Genomic DNA, 15,516 nt, shown 5'->3' with positions numbered 1-15,516 from the left:
AGCGATTGAAATCGCTGATGATCCGCAGGGCGGGTGCGGCGAAGCCGTAACCCGCGGGGGCAGGAAATCCGTCCTACGCGCGCATTCCCAGCGCAGGCGGAAACCGCGGGTCATCATCGTGCGGTGGCATCGGCGGCGCCTCGGCATAGTGATCGGGCTGCATGGTGAAGGTCGCGCGGCCCTGGCTCATGGAGCGCAGGTCGCTCGCGTAGCCGAACATGTTCATGAGCGGCACCATCGCATTGAGGGCGACACCATCGCCGCGAACACTATGCCCCTGGAGCCTCGCACGGCGCCGGTTCAGGTCGCGTTTGATCGGCGCGACATAGCCATCCGGTGTCACCACTTCGACCAACACGGACTTACCCATCTGCAGCGCCTCGCGGAAGCAGGCGCGAGCGGCGATTTCGAAGGCCGACACCGACGAATCGACGTCGTGGAACTTGCCGTCGATCAGCGCCACCTTGACATCGACCACCGGGAAGCCGGCCACCACGCCGGAGGGTAACACGTTCTCCAGACCCTGTTTGACGCCGGGGATGTATCGCTCGGGCACTGCGTCGTTCGCGATCCTGGACTCGAAAGCGTACCCCCCGTCAGGCTCGTTCGGTTCCACGATTAGGGTGACCGACGCGAACTGACCAGTGCCACGGGTCTGTTTCTTATGGGTCAAGCTGTGCTCGACGCGCTTGGTGACACGCTCGCGGAACGCGACCTGCGGCGCGCCGATACGGGCATCGATCTTGTAGACGTGCTTCAGAAGGTCGATCTTGCCGTCGAGATGCAGTTCGCTGATGCCCTTGAGGATGGTCAGGCCGGACTCGCGATCGATTGCCACGCGGAACGACGAATCCTCCGCGGCGAGCTTGGCAAGCGCCTCGCCCAACCTTTCCTGGTCGGCCTTCCACTTCGGCTCGATCGCAATCTCGATGATGCAGGGCTGGACCATGTGATCACCCGTCGCTCAATCCGCCAGCAAGATAGCGCGGAACAACCGTGTTGTGTTCGATGCGCGAGACCCGAACATCCTCACCTCACACCATCCGCTTGCCGGCCCGCTTCGCCACCATGCGCTGCACGAAATACATCGCGACGACGGAGATGAGCGACGTCGTCACGACGACATATCCGATCCGCTCGAAATGCAGCAGCGTGCCGTCCGGGTTCTCCGCGATGATCGCAGCCGCCACCACCGAGCCGAGCCCGCCGGAGAGCTGCTGCACGGAGGCGCTGATCGCGCTGAACGAGCCGCGCTGGCTGGGGTCGGGGATCGCCGACATCAGCGCCTGCGAGGGGATCATGCGCGAGAAGATGCCGACGAACATCAGCACGTTGACTGTTATCGCGGTCAATAGCGAGACCTGGCCGAGATGAGTGTAGATCGACACCATGATCACGGAGACTACGCTGCCGAACACGAAGGTCGGATATTTGCCGAACGCATCGCTGGCGCGACCGACCAGCGGACCCATCACGATGCTGAACAGGCCCGAAACCAGATAGATCGTCGGCAGATGCACGATGTCGATGCCGAGATTGTGCACGGTGAAGGCGCTGCCGAACGGCATCAGCATGAAGCCGCCGGTCGCCAGCAGTGTCGTCACCGCGAAGGCCAGCGTGTAGCGCGGCTGCGCGATGGTTGCGACCAGATGGTGGAACGGGTTGGTGTCCTGCTTCAGCTTGAGATGCGCGTCGACCGGCTGCATCAGCAACGCGATGGTGATCATCGCCACGATCGACAGGCCGACGATGGCGGCGAACGCAACATGCCAGTTCCAGTGATTGGCGAGGAACAGGCCGGCCGGAATGCCGAGCACCTGGCTCGCCGCGAATGCGGTCTGCACGAAGCCCATCACGCGGCCGCGCAGATGCAGCGCGAACAGATCGGTGACGATGGCGAGCACGACCGAGCCGATCACGCCGCCGAACAATCCGGTCACGATCCGGCCGAGCAGCAGCACGTGGTAGCTCGGCGCCAGCGCGCAGAGCAGGGTGCCGAGCGTGAAGCCGGCATAGAAGAACAGCAGCAGGCGCTTGCGGTCGAAACGATCGGCAAAGCCGGCGGCGAGGACGCCCGAGATGCCCGCGCTGAAGGCATAGGCCGACACCGCGACGCCGAACTGCCCTGCGGTGATGTTGAGCGAGGGCATCAGGATGGCGCCGAGCGGCGACATGATGATGAAGTCGAGGATGATCGTGAACTGCGTGAATGCGAGCAGCGCGATCAGGAGAGACTGGTAGCGTGAAAAGCCGCTCTGGCGTTCCTGCGGGTCGTCGAGCGGCGCTGCCAGGGTCTGGTCGGACATGGGATTCTTCTTGGGACTGTTTTTGGGGTCGGGAGACGAGCGGGCGATGGCCGGCATCAGATAGGGTGCGCGCGGGGCAATTTCATCGGCGTGGCGAGGCAAAAAACACCTGCCGGGACGCATGAGATGCCAGTAAAATGCCGGAATCGGCCGCGCTGGAGACGGGAAGATTCCGGGTCATGGCCGTCTGGATGGCCTCCCTGCTCGCATCGCTGCCATTTGGAGGGTAGTGTCGCGCCCGAATCGACAATTGGACCTGAGGCCCTGTTTTCATGACCATCCGCTTGCATCGCGGCGATCTGCCCGACCTGTCCCGCTACACCTCGTCGGTTGCGATCGACACCGAGACCATGGGGCTGCATCCGCATCGCGACCGCCTCTGCGTGGTGCAGATGTCGAACGGCGACGGCACCGCCGACGTGATCCAGATCCCGAAGGGTCACACCGATTCGCCGAACCTGAAGGCGCTGCTCGGCGACCCCGCCATCACCAAGATCTTCCACTTCGCGCGCTTCGACGTCGCGGTGCTCTACAACAGCTTCGGCGTGATGCCGCAGCCGGTCTATTGCACCAAGATCGCCTCGCGCCTGACCCGCACCTACACCGACCGCCACGGCCTGAAGGACCTGGTGCGCGAGGTGCTGGGCATCGACCTGTCGAAGCAGCAGCAGTCGAGCGACTGGGGCGCGGCCACCCTCAGCGAGGCGCAACTCGCCTACGCCGCCTCCGACGTGCTGCATCTGCACGCGCTGCGCGACAAGCTCGACGCCATGCTGGCGCGCGAGGGCCGGACCGACCTCGCCAGGGCCTGCTTCGAATTCCTGCCGGCCCGGGCCCGGCTCGATCTCGACGGCTGGGAAGCCGAGGACATCTTCGCCCATTCATGAATGGCGGCGATTTCGCCAGCAGAGCGTCTTCGAGCGAAGCGGTCGCCGGTTCGGGTCAGGAAATCGCGTCAAAACAGCCATCTGGAGCCTCGTTCCGATCCCATCGGAACGGAAAAGGCGCCAGGAGGCCACTTCCGCCCCGTTTCGGCCAAACTGTTCACGCGAGGTCGCCGCCGGGGCGCGACACGCAACCCTGGCTGCATATTTCGGCAGCTGAGGGTAGAATGGACGAGGCATTTTGCGCCTCTGGAGCACGTGTGAATTCGGTTCAGAACCCAGCCTTTGATGTCGCCGGCCTCGAGGCGCGCTTTGCCGCGGCCGCGCGGCACAGCCGCATGGTGCGGTTCCTGCGCATCGCGGTGCCGGCGGCGGTCGTCTTCTCGCTGGCGGCGGTCGTGTTCATCTCGGTCGTCAATCCGTTTCGCGTGCTGATGCCTAACCTGCCCGTCGATATGGATAACATGGTGGTCTCCGGCACCAAGATCACGATGGAGTCGCCGCATCTTGCCGGGTTCTCCAACGATGGGCGGCCCTACGAGATGTGGGCCAAGGCCGCGATCCAGGACGTCACCGATCCCGACCATCTCGAGTTGAAGACGATCCGCGCCAAGGTGGCGCAGCAGGACGGGTCGATCGTGACGATGGACGGGCGCACCGGCTTCTTTGACCAGAAGAAGCAGCTGCTCGATCTGCGCGAGGATATCTTCCTGCAAACGTCGACGGGCTATGAAGCGAAGCTGAAGCAGGCCTTCGTCGACATGAACAAGAACACGGTGACGACGGACGAGCATGTCGACGTCAAGCTGCTCGACGGCACGCTGACCTCGGACAAGCTCCGCCTCTACAATGGCGGCGAGGTGATCCGTTTCGAGGGCAATGTGGTGATGAACCTGGACAAGATCGGCGACAACAATCCTGCGCCCGCCGCACCTGAGCCGGCGCCGCCGCCGCCGCGCCCGACGAAATCGCGCAAATCCGCCAGCTCGAAATGACCTCGATGATGAGACTTCCTCTGCGCGTGCTGCCCATCGCGGGCTTGCTGCTCGCGCTCGTCACCGCGAGCCCGGCGTCGGCGCAAGGTTCGATGACCGGCGTTCCCAACGCCATGCAGGGCTTTTCGCAGAACCGCGATCAGCCGATCCAGATCGAGGCCGCCTCGCTCGAGATGCGCGACAAGAAGAAGGAAGCGACCTTTTCCGGCAACGTGAAGGTGGTGCAGGGCGACACCACGATGACCTCGAAAGTGCTGGTCGTGTTCTACGAGGATAAATCGACGCAGGCGCCGGCGCCGTCAGCCAATCCCAAGGCCGCGAAAGGCGCCCCGATGCAGGCGGCCGCCCCCGGTCCCGGTGGCGCCTCGTCGATCAAGCGGCTGGAGGCCAAGGGCAACGTCGTCGTCACCCAGAAGGATCAGGTCGTCACCGGCGAGTCCGCGATCTTCGACACCAAGAGCAACCTGATCACGATGGTCGGCGGCGTGGTGTTGACCCAGTGCCAGAACGTGCTGCGCGGCGACCGCCTGCTGGTCGACATGACAACCGGCGTCTCGCGCGTGGAATCCAATAGCGGCAAGGTGCAGGGGCTGTTCATCCAGAAGAACGGAGAGGCCCCGAAGCCGGGTTGCGGCGGGTCGGCTGCGCCTGGCGCGGCTCCGGCGATTCCTGCCCTTCCGGGTAAGCCCAAGTAAGGCCGGGCCGACCGGTATTCCGGCAGGGAGGTCGAAAGGTGGATCGGTTGCTCTGCTGCCAGCGCATGTTGACCAAGCCGAGGTGATTTTCGCCAAGATGCCGTTTCTGCGTCCGATCGTTGTCTGCATCCTTCTCCTGATTGCGTGCGAGCAGGTTCGCGCGCAGGGCAGTGCCTCCGTGCCCAATGCGATGCAGGGCTTCGCGCAGAATCGCGGCGAGCCGGTCAAGATCGAAGCGGCCGTGCTCGAAGTGCGGGACAAGAAGAAGGAAGCGACGTTTTCCGGCAACGTAAAGGTGACGCAGGGCGACACGACCATGACCTCGAAAACGCTGGTCGTGTTCTATGAGGACAAGGACAAGACTGCTCAGCCGTCATCGCCTGGAGACGCCGGGAAGGGTGACGCCGGGAAGGGCAAGGCGGCGATGCCAACCCAGCCGCCAACCCAGTCGGGGACGGCCCAGCCGGCTGCCCCGGGCCCCGGCAGTTCCCAGATCAAGCGGATGGAGGCGAGGAGCAATGTCGTCGTCACCCAGAAGGATCAGGTCGTCACCGGCGAGACCGCGATTTTCGACACCAAGGCCAATCTGATCACCATGCTCGGCGGCGTGGTGCTGACCCAGTGCCAGAACGTGGTGCGCGGCGACCGTCTGCTGGTGGACATGACCACCGGTGTCTCGCGGGTGGAATCCGACAGCGGCAGGGTGCAGGCGCTCGTCGTTCAGGGGCAGAGTTGTGGCACGGCGCCAGCCGGCGCGAGCCCCCCAACTCCCCCGTTGAACTCGGCCAAGCCGAAGTAAGATAAGTAAGTTCAATGCGTTAGTTAATATTTTGAGGGCGCGAGGTTGAAGCCCGTGCGCCAAGGCTGTATTTACTGCCGAAGCTGGCCAGCAGGAGCGCCGGAAGGTTCGTGGCGTTAGCTGGCTCAGGGGCATCCAATCATCCAAAGCGCGGTCCCCGCGCTTTGCCGTCATGTTCGAGCATGGTCTCCGCGCCGCCGCTTTCGGCGTTCGCTGCGGGGGAAAGCCGGTATCCACTTTTCCGGATCATGCTCACGGGGTCGCGTGCGAATCAGATGGTCTGCGGACACGGTCGCGGGATCGCCGGGAAAGGCTGAAGCGAAGCGGGGATGGTGGATTTACTTGGCATGTTCCGGCGGCGTCCGGCGAAGCGCGGATTTGCGCGTTCGCAGGAGGACATCACGGCGCTCGGCGATTCGTTCGGCGACATGCTGACGAGTCCGGTGCGGGATGCGCCGCCGATGTCGCGCGCCGCCCCGGCGCCCGTGGAACTGCGGCCGCAGCCGTCAGGCGAGCCGCCACGCACAGAGCGGCCGCGTGCCAAAGACCGTGCCCAGGAGCGCTCCCAGGGTAACGGCGCCACCGCGCCGCGCCTGATCAAGCGGCCGGGCTACCTCGCTGTGCATAGCGTGGAAAAGAGCTTCGGCAGCCGCCAGGTGGTGCGCGGCGTCAGCATCTATGTGCGCCGCGGCGAAGCGGTCGGCCTGCTCGGTCCGAACGGCGCCGGCAAGACCACCGTGTTCTACATGATCACCGGCCTGATCAAGGCCGATCGCGGCGCGATCGAGCTCGACGGCCACGACGTCACCAAGCTGCCGATGTATCAGCGCGCCCGGCTCGGCATCGGCTATCTGCCGCAGGAAGCGTCGATTTTTCGCGGCCTGACGGTCGAGCAGAACATCCGCGCGGTGCTCGAGGTGGTCGAGCCTTCGAGGAAGAAGCGCGAGCAGGAGCTGGATTCGCTGCTTGACGAGTTCAACATCACACGCCTGCGCAAGAGCCCCTCGATCGCGCTGTCCGGCGGCGAGCGCCGCCGCGTCGAGATCGCGCGCGCGCTGGCGACGCGTCCGAACTACATGCTGCTCGACGAGCCGTTCGCCGGCATCGACCCGATCGCGGTCGGCGACATTCAGGACCTGGTGCGCCATCTCACCAATCGCGGCATCGGCGTGCTGATCACCGACCACAATGTCCGCGAAACGCTCGGCCTCACCGACCGCGCCTATATCGTCTACGCTGGGGAAATCTTGACGGAGGGCAGCCCGGATGAGATCGTCAATGATCCGGATGTACGGCGTCTTTACCTTGGCGAGGAATTCCGCCTCTAGCCGTATTTTCTGATCCGTCAAGCCGTGTACATCGGCCGCGGACTAGGATAAGCAAGAATCGAGCCAACTTTTGGATCGATCTTGCCTCCATGGCGCTGACGCAAAGACTAGAGTTCCGCCAGTCGCAGTCGCTGGTCATGACGCCGCAGCTGATGCAGGCGATCAAGCTGCTGCAACTGTCCAACCTGGATCTGTCGGCTTTTGTCGAGGAGGAGCTGGAACGGAACCCGCTGCTCGAACGTGCGGCGGACGGCCCCGAGCCGCCGGTGGCAGGCGAGCCGGCAATGGAACGGGCCGATTACGACGATTCCGACGGTTCCAGCAATTATGGCGACGAGGCCGGCGAGTACGCCGAGATGGCCGGCGGTCCCTCTGGCGACGGCTTCGAGCCCGGCCAGTTCGAGCCCGGCCAGGAGGAGTGGCTGAACCGCGACCTCGGCACCCGCGCCGAGATCGAACAGACCCTGGATACCGGCCTCGACAATGTGTTCACGGAAGAACCGGCGGAAGCCGCAGCGCGGGCCGCGCAGGATGCCCCTCCATCGGTCTACACCGAGTGGGGCGGCGGCGCCTCCAGCGACGACGAATACAACCTCGAGGCCTTTGTCGCAGCCGAACTGACCCTGGCCGACCACCTCGCCGAGCAGCTCGCGGTGGCGTTCTCCGCGCCCGCGCAGCGCATGATCGGACAGTATTTGATCGACCTGGTCGACGAGGCGGGCTACCTGCCGGCCGATCTCGGCCAGGCCGCCGAACGGCTGGGCGCTTCGCAGGCTGCGGTCGACGAGGTCGTCGCCGTGCTGCAGAGGTTCGATCCGCCGGGCGTGTGTGCGCGAAATCTGAGCGAGTGCCTGGCGATCCAGCTGCGCGATCAGAACCGCTACGATCCGGCGATGCAGGCGCTGGTCGAGCATCTCGACCTGCTTGCCAAGCGCGACATCGCTTCGCTGCGCAAGCTGTGCGGCGTCGACGACGACGACATCACCGACATGATCGCCGAGATCCGGCGGCTCAATCCGAAGCCGGGCCTGAAGTTCAGCACCGCGCGGACCCAGACCATGGTGCCCGACGTCTATGTGCGGCCCGGTCCAGACGGCGGCTGGCACGTCGAGCTCAACAGCGACACTCTGCCGCGCGTGCTGGTCAACCAGACCTATTACACCGAGCTGTCGAAGACGATCCGCAAGGATGGTGATAAATCATACTTCACCGACTGCCTGCAGAACGCGACCTGGCTGGTGCGCGCGCTCGACCAGCGCGCCCGCACCATCCTGAAGGTGGCAACCGAAATCGTCCGCCAGCAGGACGGGTTCTTCACGCACGGTGTCGCCCATCTGCGGCCGCTGAATCTGAAGGCGGTCGCGGACGCGATCCAGATGCACGAATCGACTGTGTCGCGCGTCACCGCCAACAAATTCATGGCGACCAATCGCGGCAGTTTTGAATTGAAGTATTTTTTCACCGCGTCTATCGCGTCCGCCGACGGCGGCGAGGCGCATTCGGCCGAAGCGGTGCGTCACCACATCAAGCAGCTGATCGACGGCGAGGCGCCGTCGGCGATCCTGTCCGACGACACGATCGTGGAACGTTTGCGCGCATCGGGCATTGATATTGCCCGCCGCACCGTCGCGAAGTACCGCGAGGCGATGCGGATTCCATCCTCGGTGCAGCGCCGCCGTGACAAACAGAGCATGCTCGGCAATGCCCTTTCGGCCCCCGCCTCCTCATCCGACCGGCCGCGCGATACGGCGCCCGTTTAGGTTACCCCTTGAGAGTGATCCCGCCCGCTGCTGCGCCCGGTTCATGCGCTCGTTGCGTTCGCGCCAAATCGGAATAGTCTTGTTTGCCCCTTCTCCGCTCTGAGAGGCGTGATCCAGAAAGGCAGGTATCCGAAATTCCGAAATCATCATGCTCCTGCAAGCGAGTGATCGAGGCATCCAGCAATCGAGGCATCAAATGACCCTTCGAATCTCGGGAAAGAGCATCAGCATCGGCGAGGCGCTTCGCGCGCGCGTCAGCGAGCGCACCGACGAGGTCCTGCGAAAGTACTTTGATGGCAACTACTCCGGTCACATCACGCTGAGCAAGGATGGCTTCGGCTTCCGGACCGATTGCGCGCTGCATCTGGATTCGGGCATCACGCTTGAAGCCGACTGCAACGCCGGCGACGCCTATGCCAGCGCCGATGCCGCGCTCCTGATGATCGAAAAGCGCCTGCGCCGCTACAAGAGCCGGCTGAAGGACCGCTCTGCCCGCAAGACCTATGCCGCGACCGCCGCGCTGGCCGAGCTGAACGGCGCGGGCCTCGACGCGCCGAGCTACGTCATCGAGGCCCCCGAGAGCGAGGACGAGGTCACCGAATACAGCCCCGTCATCATTGCGGAGGCAACCACCGCCCTGAAGCGGATGTCGGTCAGCGAGGCCGTCATGGAGCTCGACCTTTCCGGCGCCTCCTGCCTGGTGTTCCAGCATGGCGGCAGCGGCCGGGTGAACGTCATTTACCGCCGTACGGACGGCAATGTCGGCTGGGTCGACCCCCCGGCCGTTACCCCCTGAGATATATGGAGGCGACTATGGCCGGGAGCATTGACGGCGGAAGCCAGCCCTGCTTATGGTCCGCCGCCCCAAGGTATAGGGGCGGTGGAACAGGGCTTGCAGGTGTTGGCACCGCCGATACGTTGGAGTAGAAGCCCTGCCAGTCAGGACCCGGGCTAAGCCCGCATCCCAACTCACCTTCTTGACGCCGCCGCTGTAACGCATATTTCGCAACCTGACGGTCTAATTCACCTCGGAACGTCCCATGCCGATTACCGATTTGGTCGCACCCGAGGCGATACTTCCTGCTTTGAAAGTCATCAGCAAGAAGCAGGCGCTGCAGGAACTCGCGGCCCGTGCCTCCGCCCTGACCGGGCAGAATGAGCGCTCCGTCTTCGAGGTGCTGCTGCAGCGCGAGAAGCTGGGCACCACGGCGGTCGGCTACGGCGTCGCCATACCGCACGGCAAGCTGCCCAAGCTCGAGAAGCTGTTCGGGCTGTTCGCCCGCCTCGAGCGCCCGATCGATTTCGATGCCATGGACGGGCAGCCGGTCGATTTGATCTTCCTGTTGCTGGCGCCCGAAGGCGCCGGCGCGGACCACCTCAAGGCCCTGGCTCGGATCGCCCGCCTTCTGCGCGACCAGGACGTCGCCAAGAAGCTTCGCGCCTCCCGCGACGCCCAGGCGATCTACTCGGTGCTCGCGCTGCCGCCTGCGAGCGCGGCGTAACGCTCGCCTCCGCGTCCGTCATCGGCCCGATAAATGGGCGGCGCGCTCAACAAATCGTCGGCAGCACGCGCCTGACTTCGTCGAGGAATTCGGGGATCGCGGTCTCGTCATTGGCGAGATGCCGGAGCAGCGCGCCCTGGAACAGGCCGTCGAACAGCGCATAAAGCGCGGCCGGCGAAGTCGCGAGACGCTTGCGGGCCAGCTCGGCATAGCGGGTGGCGATCCGCCAGACCATCGCCTCCAGGCTCTTGTCGATCTCCAGCACGTCCTTGCGGAACGCCGGCTCGAACATCGCCTGCGAGCGCAGGTCGTACCACAGGCGGTGCATGCGGGCGTCTTCACGCAGCGTCATCGCGAGCTTGGCGAGGAAGCCTTCGGTCAATTCATCGCGGGTGCGCGCCGAGGCGACGACCTCGTCATAGCGCGTCACGCATTTCGCCTTGTAGTGGCGGACGCAGCAGCAGATCAGGTCGAGCTTGTCGCTGAAATAGTAGTGAAACACGCCGTGCGTGAACGCCGAGTTCTGCGCGATCTCGCGCAGGCTGGTGCGCGCGAAGCCGAGTTCGCCGAGCGTCTCCAGCGCGGCCTCCGCGAGTTCGATCCGGCGCGCATTGAACTTCTCGTCGCGCAGCGCCTCGGCTGCCTCCGCCACGCGCTGGGCTGCCCCCGCCATCTGTCGCGCCATTTCGTGCCTTTCCTCAGTCCCGATCATTCGACGGCTTATACCGTGCCGTCCGCCGGCGGCTCCATTCCCCTCACAACCACTTTGCTGGACAACTGTCAAATTGTCGCTTGACAAGTGTCAAGTTTCCAGCGGAAGGTCGGCGAATAATTTGGACAGTCGTCAAGACGTCCGTTCAAGGAGGAACGCAAACGCGGCGCGGCCAAGGGCCGCAGCCCCGGGTCCGGCCGTGGCGGTTCAGCCGCGCCTGCCGACACCCCCATCCTCGGCACCAATCAATCATCAGCAACGGGAGGACGACGCATGAGTGGGAAGACCCTTGAAGGCAGGAAAGCCCTGGTCACCGGTGGCGCACGCGGCATCGGCGCCGCCATTGCAACGGCCCTGGCGCGCGCCGGCGCCGCGATCATGATTGCCGACATCCTCGAGGAGACGGGCCGGGCCACCGCCACCGAGATCGCCAAGCAGGGCGTCAAGACCGGCTTCGCCCAACTCGACGTCACCGACGATGCGCAATGGGAGCGCGCCGCCGCGGCCACCGTCGCCACGCTCGGCGGCTACGACATCCTGATCAACAATGCCGGCATCGAGATCACCTCGCTGGTCAGCGAGATCAGGGCCGAGGATGCGCGGCGGATGTGCGACGTCAATATCGTCGGCACGGTGCTCGGCATGAAGCACGCCTTCCGCGCGATGCGCCCCGGCGGTCCCGCAGGCAAGGGCGGCGCGATCGTCAACATCGCATCGGTGGCGGCAACGATCGCCTTCCCGAGCATCGCGGTCTATTCGGGCACCAAGTCGGCGGTCGACCGCATGACCCGGGTCGCAGCGATGGAAGCCGGCAAGCTCGGCTTCGGCGTGCGTGTCAACTGCATCTATCCCGGCCTGATCCCGACCGACATGGGCATGCAGCTCGCCAATGACATCGTGAAGATAGGGCTCGCGCCCGACGTCAACGCCGCGGTCGGATCGGTGATCGAGCAGACGCCGCTCGGGAAGCTCGCGGAGGTCGGCGACATCGCCGATGCGGCGGTGTTCCTGTGCTCGAACGAGGCCCGCTTCATCACCGGCATCGGCCTGCCGGTCGATGGCGGCATGGGCATGTAGCAGCAAAGCCGACAACAAGCATATCGGAGGATCGCAATGAGCGAGAAGAAGCCCGTCATCGTCTATGGCGCTTCCGGCTACACCGGCCGGCTGGTCTGCGAATATCTGCGCGAGTACAACATTCCCTTCATCGCCGCCGGCCGCAGCACCGAGAAGCTCAACGCCGCGATGAAGTCGAACGTCGCCGGCATCGAGACCGCCGACTACGAGGTGGTGGCGGTACCGCACACCGTGGCCGCGCTGACCGAATTGTTCAAGGGCGCCTCGGTCGTGCTCAACACCGTGGGCCCCTTCGCCAAGTTCGGCGGCGAGGTGGTGCAGGCCTGCCTCGCTTCCAAATGCCACTACACCGACACCACAGGCGAGCAGGATTGGCTGATCATGCTCCAGCATGAGTGGGGCACGAGGTTCGCCAATGCCGGCCTGCTGCTGGCGCCGGGTATCGCCCAGATGTACACCACCGGCGAGATCGCCGCGCAGCTTTGCCTGGAGACGCCAGGCCTCGACACGCTTGACATCGCCGTGTTCTGGGGCGGCAGCCCGACCATCGCGTCGACGCAGACCATCCTGGTCAACGCGGCGATGGCCAAGGCCTACTACCTGGAGCAGAACAAATACGTCGAGCATCAGCCCGATGCCGGCCTCTACAACCTCGCGATCCCCGGCCAGCACGAGCTGGCGCTGGCGCTGCCCTGGGGCGGCACCTCGCATCCAGTGTGGTTCAAGCGCGATCCGCGCGTCGCCAACGTGAAGGTGCTGGGCGGCGTGTTCAACCGCGCGCTGATGCTGGGCGTGCCGCAGATCGTTGCCGCCGCGCTGGAGGCGACCAAGGACATGAACCCCGACGACCGCTACGCCGCGTTGGCGCAGACCGCTGCCGGCGTGATGAACACCATGCCGCCGCGCGAGAACCCGCGCGTCAACAAGTCGATGGATTCGGTGCATGCGTCCGGCCCGCTGGGGCGTGCGCACTGCGTCATCTACGGCAACAGCAACTACAAGCAGACCGGCATGCTGCAGGCCTATGCGGCGCAGGCGCTGCTGCAACAGCCGCCGAAGCGCGTAGGCTTCGCCTCCGGTTGCCAGGCCTTCGGCCATCGCGAGCTGCTTGGCCAGCTGCGCAGTTTTGGACTGGTCGGCAAGCCGATCCTGACCGTGCACGACTAAGCTCGAGCCTCGATGAAAATCGGGGCCAAAGGTTCTCGTCTTGAGGCGTTTTCGTCGCCACTTCCCTCGAAAACGCTCTCGCTGCGGGTGACGCGCTAGCCCCCGTCACCCGCAGTCTAACTCGGGATCGACCATGCGCTTCATCGATTACCTCGACAAGGGCGCCTCGCTCGGCGCAGACGCACCCTGTCTCACCATGGACGGCCGTGACCTCAGCTACCGCGAGGTGCAGGGACTGAGCTACCGGATCGCGCGCGGGCTCGACCGATCGGGCATCGCGCCCGGCGAGAAGGTCGCGATCCTATCCGGCAATGATCCGCTCGCCTTCGCCTGCGTGTTCGGTATCTCGCGCGCGGCGGCGGTGTGGTGCCCTATCAATCCGCGTAACGAGGCAGCCGAGAACAAGTTCATCCTCGACCAGTTCGACTGCAGCCTGCTGCTGTTTCATTCGAGCTTCGCGCCGATGGTCGATTCCGTCAGGCGCGACCTGCCGAAGCTGCGCGCGATCGTCTGCATCGATACCGAGCTGCCGTTCGCGCCATCCTTCGACCGCTGGCTCTCCGGACTTTCCGATGATCCCTACCAACGCCAGACGGTGGACGACCTCGCGATGATCCCGGGTACCGGCGGCACTACCGGCAAGCCAAAGGGCGTCATGCTCTCGGGTCGCAACATCGAGGCGATGACGGCGCTGACGTTGATGGGCTATCCGTTCAAGGGCCGCCCGGTCTATCTGGCGCTGGCGCCCCTGACCCATGCCGCCGGTGTGCTCTGCTTTCCGATCATGACGCTCGGCGGCCGCATCGTGATCATGCACCACCCCGATATCGGCGAGTTCCTCGCGCTGATCGCGCGCTATCGCGTCACCCACACCTTCCTGCCGCCGACCGTGATCTACATGCTGCTCGATCATCCGATGCTCGAAACGGCCGAGCTCGGCTCGCTGCAATGCTTCTGGTATGGCGCAGCCCCGATCTCGGCGACGCGCCTGGCGGAAGCGTTGCGCCGGATCGGACCGATGGCGCAGCTGTTCGGCCAGACCGAGGCGCCGATGATGATCTCGATGATGGCTCCCGATGAGCACTACAATGCCGACGGCACGATCGCGATGCAGCGCCTCGCCTCCGCCGGTCGAATCGGCCCGCTGGTCCAGGCCGGAATCATGGACGGTGACGGCAATCTCCTGCCGAACGGCGCGCGCGGCGAGATCGTGGTGCGCGGCTCGCTGGTGATGGAGGGCTATTACAAGAATCCGCAAGCCACGCTGGAGGCTTCAGCGCACGGCTGGCACCACACCGGCGACGTCGGTTACCTGGACGAGGACGGCTATCTCTACATCGTCGACCGCGCCAAGGACATGATCATCACCGGCGGCTTCAACGTCTACTCGATCGAGGTCGAGAACGCGCTGCGCACGCATGAAGCGGTGCAGGATTGCGCCGTGATCGGACTGCCCGATGACAAATGGGGCGAGCGCATCGTCGCCGTGGTGCAGCTGCGTGCAGGGCAGCGGATCGATCCGACTGTTCTGGCCGCGTTCGTCAAGCAGCAGATCGGCAGTATCAAGACCCCGAAGCAGATCGAGATCTGGGACGATCTTCCGCGATCCAAGGTCGGCAAGGTCGTCAAGCCTGACATCCGTGCGCGATTGGCGGGATGACGACGCGCGCTCTGTTGCGGTTCAAGAAACAAGGCGGGTCAAACGTTTTCGGCGCGATGGAGACAGCTTGCGTCCCGCGATGTCGGCGCCGCGCTTGGCGCCCAGACGGGCGGCTTCTCGGTGCGGCGGGCAGCCGAGACGCCATTCAATATGGTGCCCGAAGCAGGTCCTTAAAACAAATTGACAACCGCGCGGCGCCGCCGGAAGACAGCCGGGTGCATCGATGTGCATGCGACCCACTGGATGGCTGATGTCCCGCGATTTTCGTCTCGATCGCGTCCCCGTCGACGTTCTTGCCTATGAGCTCGCCGAAGAGCGGGCCTCGGCGCTCGGACGAATGGGGCGGGCGCTGGAAGCAGCGCTCGCCAAGCTCAGGGAGTTCGATGCCGTGCATCCGCGAGAAGGCGCTGCGGCATCAACGCAGCAGAAGAGGCGCCTCCTGGTGAGGGAAGCCGGTCATGCGCTCTGGATGTTCGTGGTGCAGCGGGAGGCGTCCGGCCTGCGCAACAACCGCTTGCTCATGCGCGACTACAATGTTCCGGGCGAGGTACAGCATTGCATGGGGCCGCTCCTTGCCTCGTCGGGGCAGGCCACGGCATAGGGCCAATTTATCCCTAACGGCGGCTTAAAA

General features: G+C 64.7%; 14 protein-coding genes and 1 pseudogene. 12 read left to right on the top strand and 3 right to left on the bottom strand.

The genetic code is table 11. The annotated features are described in order from the left end of the window. Positions 1-73 precede the first annotated feature (73 nt). Positions 74-934 (bottom strand): annotated as a pseudogene (gene fusA, locus JQ586_RS02970) (elongation factor G); the annotation flags it as partial. Positions 935-1,034: 100 nt separating this feature from the next. Further along, on the bottom strand, positions 1,035-2,306 hold the full coding sequence (locus JQ586_RS02965; RefSeq protein ID WP_212392962.1) for an MFS transporter: 1,272 nt from the start codon (positions 2,304-2,306) through the stop codon (positions 1,035-1,037). A gap of 272 nt (positions 2,307-2,578) precedes the next feature. Here JQ586_RS02965 and JQ586_RS02960 point away from each other — a divergent pair, with 272 nt between their 5' ends. From JQ586_RS02960 to ptsN, 8 genes are all read left to right on the top strand, one after another. After that, a complete protein-coding gene (locus tag JQ586_RS02960; protein ID WP_212392961.1) occupies positions 2,579-3,193 on the top strand; it encodes a ribonuclease D in 615 nt (204 codons plus the stop codon). Between the two features lie 257 nt (positions 3,194-3,450). Continuing rightward, the gene (gene lptC / locus JQ586_RS02955; protein WP_212392960.1) at positions 3,451-4,185 is read left to right on the top strand and encodes an LPS export ABC transporter periplasmic protein LptC; all 735 of its coding nucleotides are present in this window, start codon (positions 3,451-3,453) and stop codon (positions 4,183-4,185) included. Positions 4,186-4,190: 5 nt separating this feature from the next. Next, positions 4,191-4,880 carry an LptA/OstA family protein gene (locus tag JQ586_RS02950; protein ID WP_249147201.1) on the top strand — a complete coding sequence of 230 codons (690 nt, stop codon included), beginning with the start codon at positions 4,191-4,193 and terminating at the stop codon, positions 4,878-4,880. 97 nt (positions 4,881-4,977) lie between these two features. Continuing rightward, the gene (locus JQ586_RS02945) at positions 4,978-5,679 is read left to right on the top strand and encodes an LptA/OstA family protein (RefSeq protein WP_212392958.1); all 702 of its coding nucleotides are present in this window, start codon (positions 4,978-4,980) and stop codon (positions 5,677-5,679) included. 329 nt (positions 5,680-6,008) lie between these two features. Then, on the top strand, positions 6,009-7,007 hold the full coding sequence (gene lptB / locus JQ586_RS02940; protein ID WP_212392957.1) for an LPS export ABC transporter ATP-binding protein: 999 nt from the start codon (positions 6,009-6,011) through the stop codon (positions 7,005-7,007). An 89-nt stretch (positions 7,008-7,096) separates the two neighbouring features. After that, complete coding sequence (gene rpoN, locus JQ586_RS02935; RefSeq protein ID WP_212392956.1) at positions 7,097-8,767, top strand: RNA polymerase factor sigma-54; 1,671 nt, start codon at positions 7,097-7,099, stop codon at positions 8,765-8,767. 196 nt (positions 8,768-8,963) lie between these two features. Next, a complete protein-coding gene (gene hpf, locus JQ586_RS02930; protein WP_212392955.1) occupies positions 8,964-9,563 on the top strand; it encodes a ribosome hibernation-promoting factor, HPF/YfiA family in 600 nt (199 codons plus the stop codon). 244 nt (positions 9,564-9,807) lie between these two features. Beyond that, a complete protein-coding gene (gene ptsN, locus JQ586_RS02925; RefSeq protein WP_212392954.1) occupies positions 9,808-10,269 on the top strand; it encodes a PTS IIA-like nitrogen regulatory protein PtsN in 462 nt (153 codons plus the stop codon). Positions 10,270-10,315: 46 nt separating this feature from the next. On the opposite strand, the gene JQ586_RS02920 is transcribed toward ptsN, so the two are convergent. Next, complete coding sequence (locus JQ586_RS02920; protein WP_212392953.1) at positions 10,316-10,954, bottom strand: TetR/AcrR family transcriptional regulator; 639 nt, start codon at positions 10,952-10,954, stop codon at positions 10,316-10,318. A 300-nt stretch (positions 10,955-11,254) separates the two neighbouring features. Here JQ586_RS02920 and JQ586_RS02915 point away from each other — a divergent pair, with 300 nt between their 5' ends. From JQ586_RS02915 to JQ586_RS02900, 4 genes are all read left to right on the top strand, one after another. After that, positions 11,255-12,058, top strand: a complete 804-nt coding sequence (locus tag JQ586_RS02915; protein WP_212392952.1) for an SDR family NAD(P)-dependent oxidoreductase — start codon at positions 11,255-11,257, stop codon at positions 12,056-12,058. Positions 12,059-12,094: 36 nt separating this feature from the next. Further along, positions 12,095-13,225, top strand: coding sequence for a DUF5938 domain-containing protein (locus JQ586_RS02910; protein ID WP_212392951.1), 1,131 nt, complete (start codon positions 12,095-12,097; stop codon positions 13,223-13,225). Positions 13,226-13,358: 133 nt separating this feature from the next. Continuing rightward, a complete protein-coding gene (locus JQ586_RS02905) occupies positions 13,359-14,885 on the top strand; it encodes an AMP-binding protein (RefSeq protein ID WP_212392950.1) in 1,527 nt (508 codons plus the stop codon). Between the two features lie 250 nt (positions 14,886-15,135). After that, on the top strand, positions 15,136-15,486 hold the full coding sequence (locus JQ586_RS02900) for a DUF6665 family protein (RefSeq protein ID WP_212392949.1): 351 nt from the start codon (positions 15,136-15,138) through the stop codon (positions 15,484-15,486). Positions 15,487-15,516 lie beyond the last annotated feature (30 nt).

Origin of the sequence: Bradyrhizobium jicamae (assembly GCF_018130215.1) — a bacterium.
GTDB classification, from domain to species: domain Bacteria; phylum Pseudomonadota; class Alphaproteobacteria; order Rhizobiales; family Xanthobacteraceae; genus Bradyrhizobium; species Bradyrhizobium jicamae_A.
Note: the sequence above shows the minus strand (reverse complement) of the source record. Positions and strands in the feature narration are given on the sequence as shown.

Excerpts from the sequence above, each read along its gene's own strand:
- JQ586_RS02965 (WP_212392962.1), bottom strand. The coding sequence starts at position 2,306 with ATGTCCGACCAGACCCTGGCAGCGCCGCTCGACGACCCGCAGGAACGC.
- JQ586_RS02960 (WP_212392961.1), top strand. The coding sequence starts at position 2,579 with ATGACCATCCGCTTGCATCGCGGCGATCTGCCCGACCTGTCCCGCTAC.
- JQ586_RS02950 (WP_249147201.1), top strand. The coding sequence starts at position 4,191 with ATGATGAGACTTCCTCTGCGCGTGCTGCCCATCGCGGGCTTGCTGCTC.
- JQ586_RS02945 (WP_212392958.1), top strand. The coding sequence starts at position 4,978 with ATGCCGTTTCTGCGTCCGATCGTTGTCTGCATCCTTCTCCTGATTGCG.
- lptB (WP_212392957.1), top strand. The coding sequence starts at position 6,009 with ATGGTGGATTTACTTGGCATGTTCCGGCGGCGTCCGGCGAAGCGCGGA.
- rpoN (WP_212392956.1), top strand. The coding sequence starts at position 7,097 with ATGGCGCTGACGCAAAGACTAGAGTTCCGCCAGTCGCAGTCGCTGGTC.
- hpf (WP_212392955.1), top strand. The coding sequence starts at position 8,964 with ATGACCCTTCGAATCTCGGGAAAGAGCATCAGCATCGGCGAGGCGCTT.
- ptsN (WP_212392954.1), top strand. The coding sequence starts at position 9,808 with ATGCCGATTACCGATTTGGTCGCACCCGAGGCGATACTTCCTGCTTTG.
- JQ586_RS02920 (WP_212392953.1), bottom strand. The coding sequence starts at position 10,954 with ATGGCGCGACAGATGGCGGGGGCAGCCCAGCGCGTGGCGGAGGCAGCC.
- JQ586_RS02915 (WP_212392952.1), top strand. The coding sequence starts at position 11,255 with ATGAGTGGGAAGACCCTTGAAGGCAGGAAAGCCCTGGTCACCGGTGGC.
- JQ586_RS02910 (WP_212392951.1), top strand. The coding sequence starts at position 12,095 with ATGAGCGAGAAGAAGCCCGTCATCGTCTATGGCGCTTCCGGCTACACC.
- JQ586_RS02905 (WP_212392950.1), top strand. The coding sequence starts at position 13,359 with ATGCGCTTCATCGATTACCTCGACAAGGGCGCCTCGCTCGGCGCAGAC.
- JQ586_RS02900 (WP_212392949.1), top strand. The coding sequence starts at position 15,136 with ATGTCCCGCGATTTTCGTCTCGATCGCGTCCCCGTCGACGTTCTTGCC.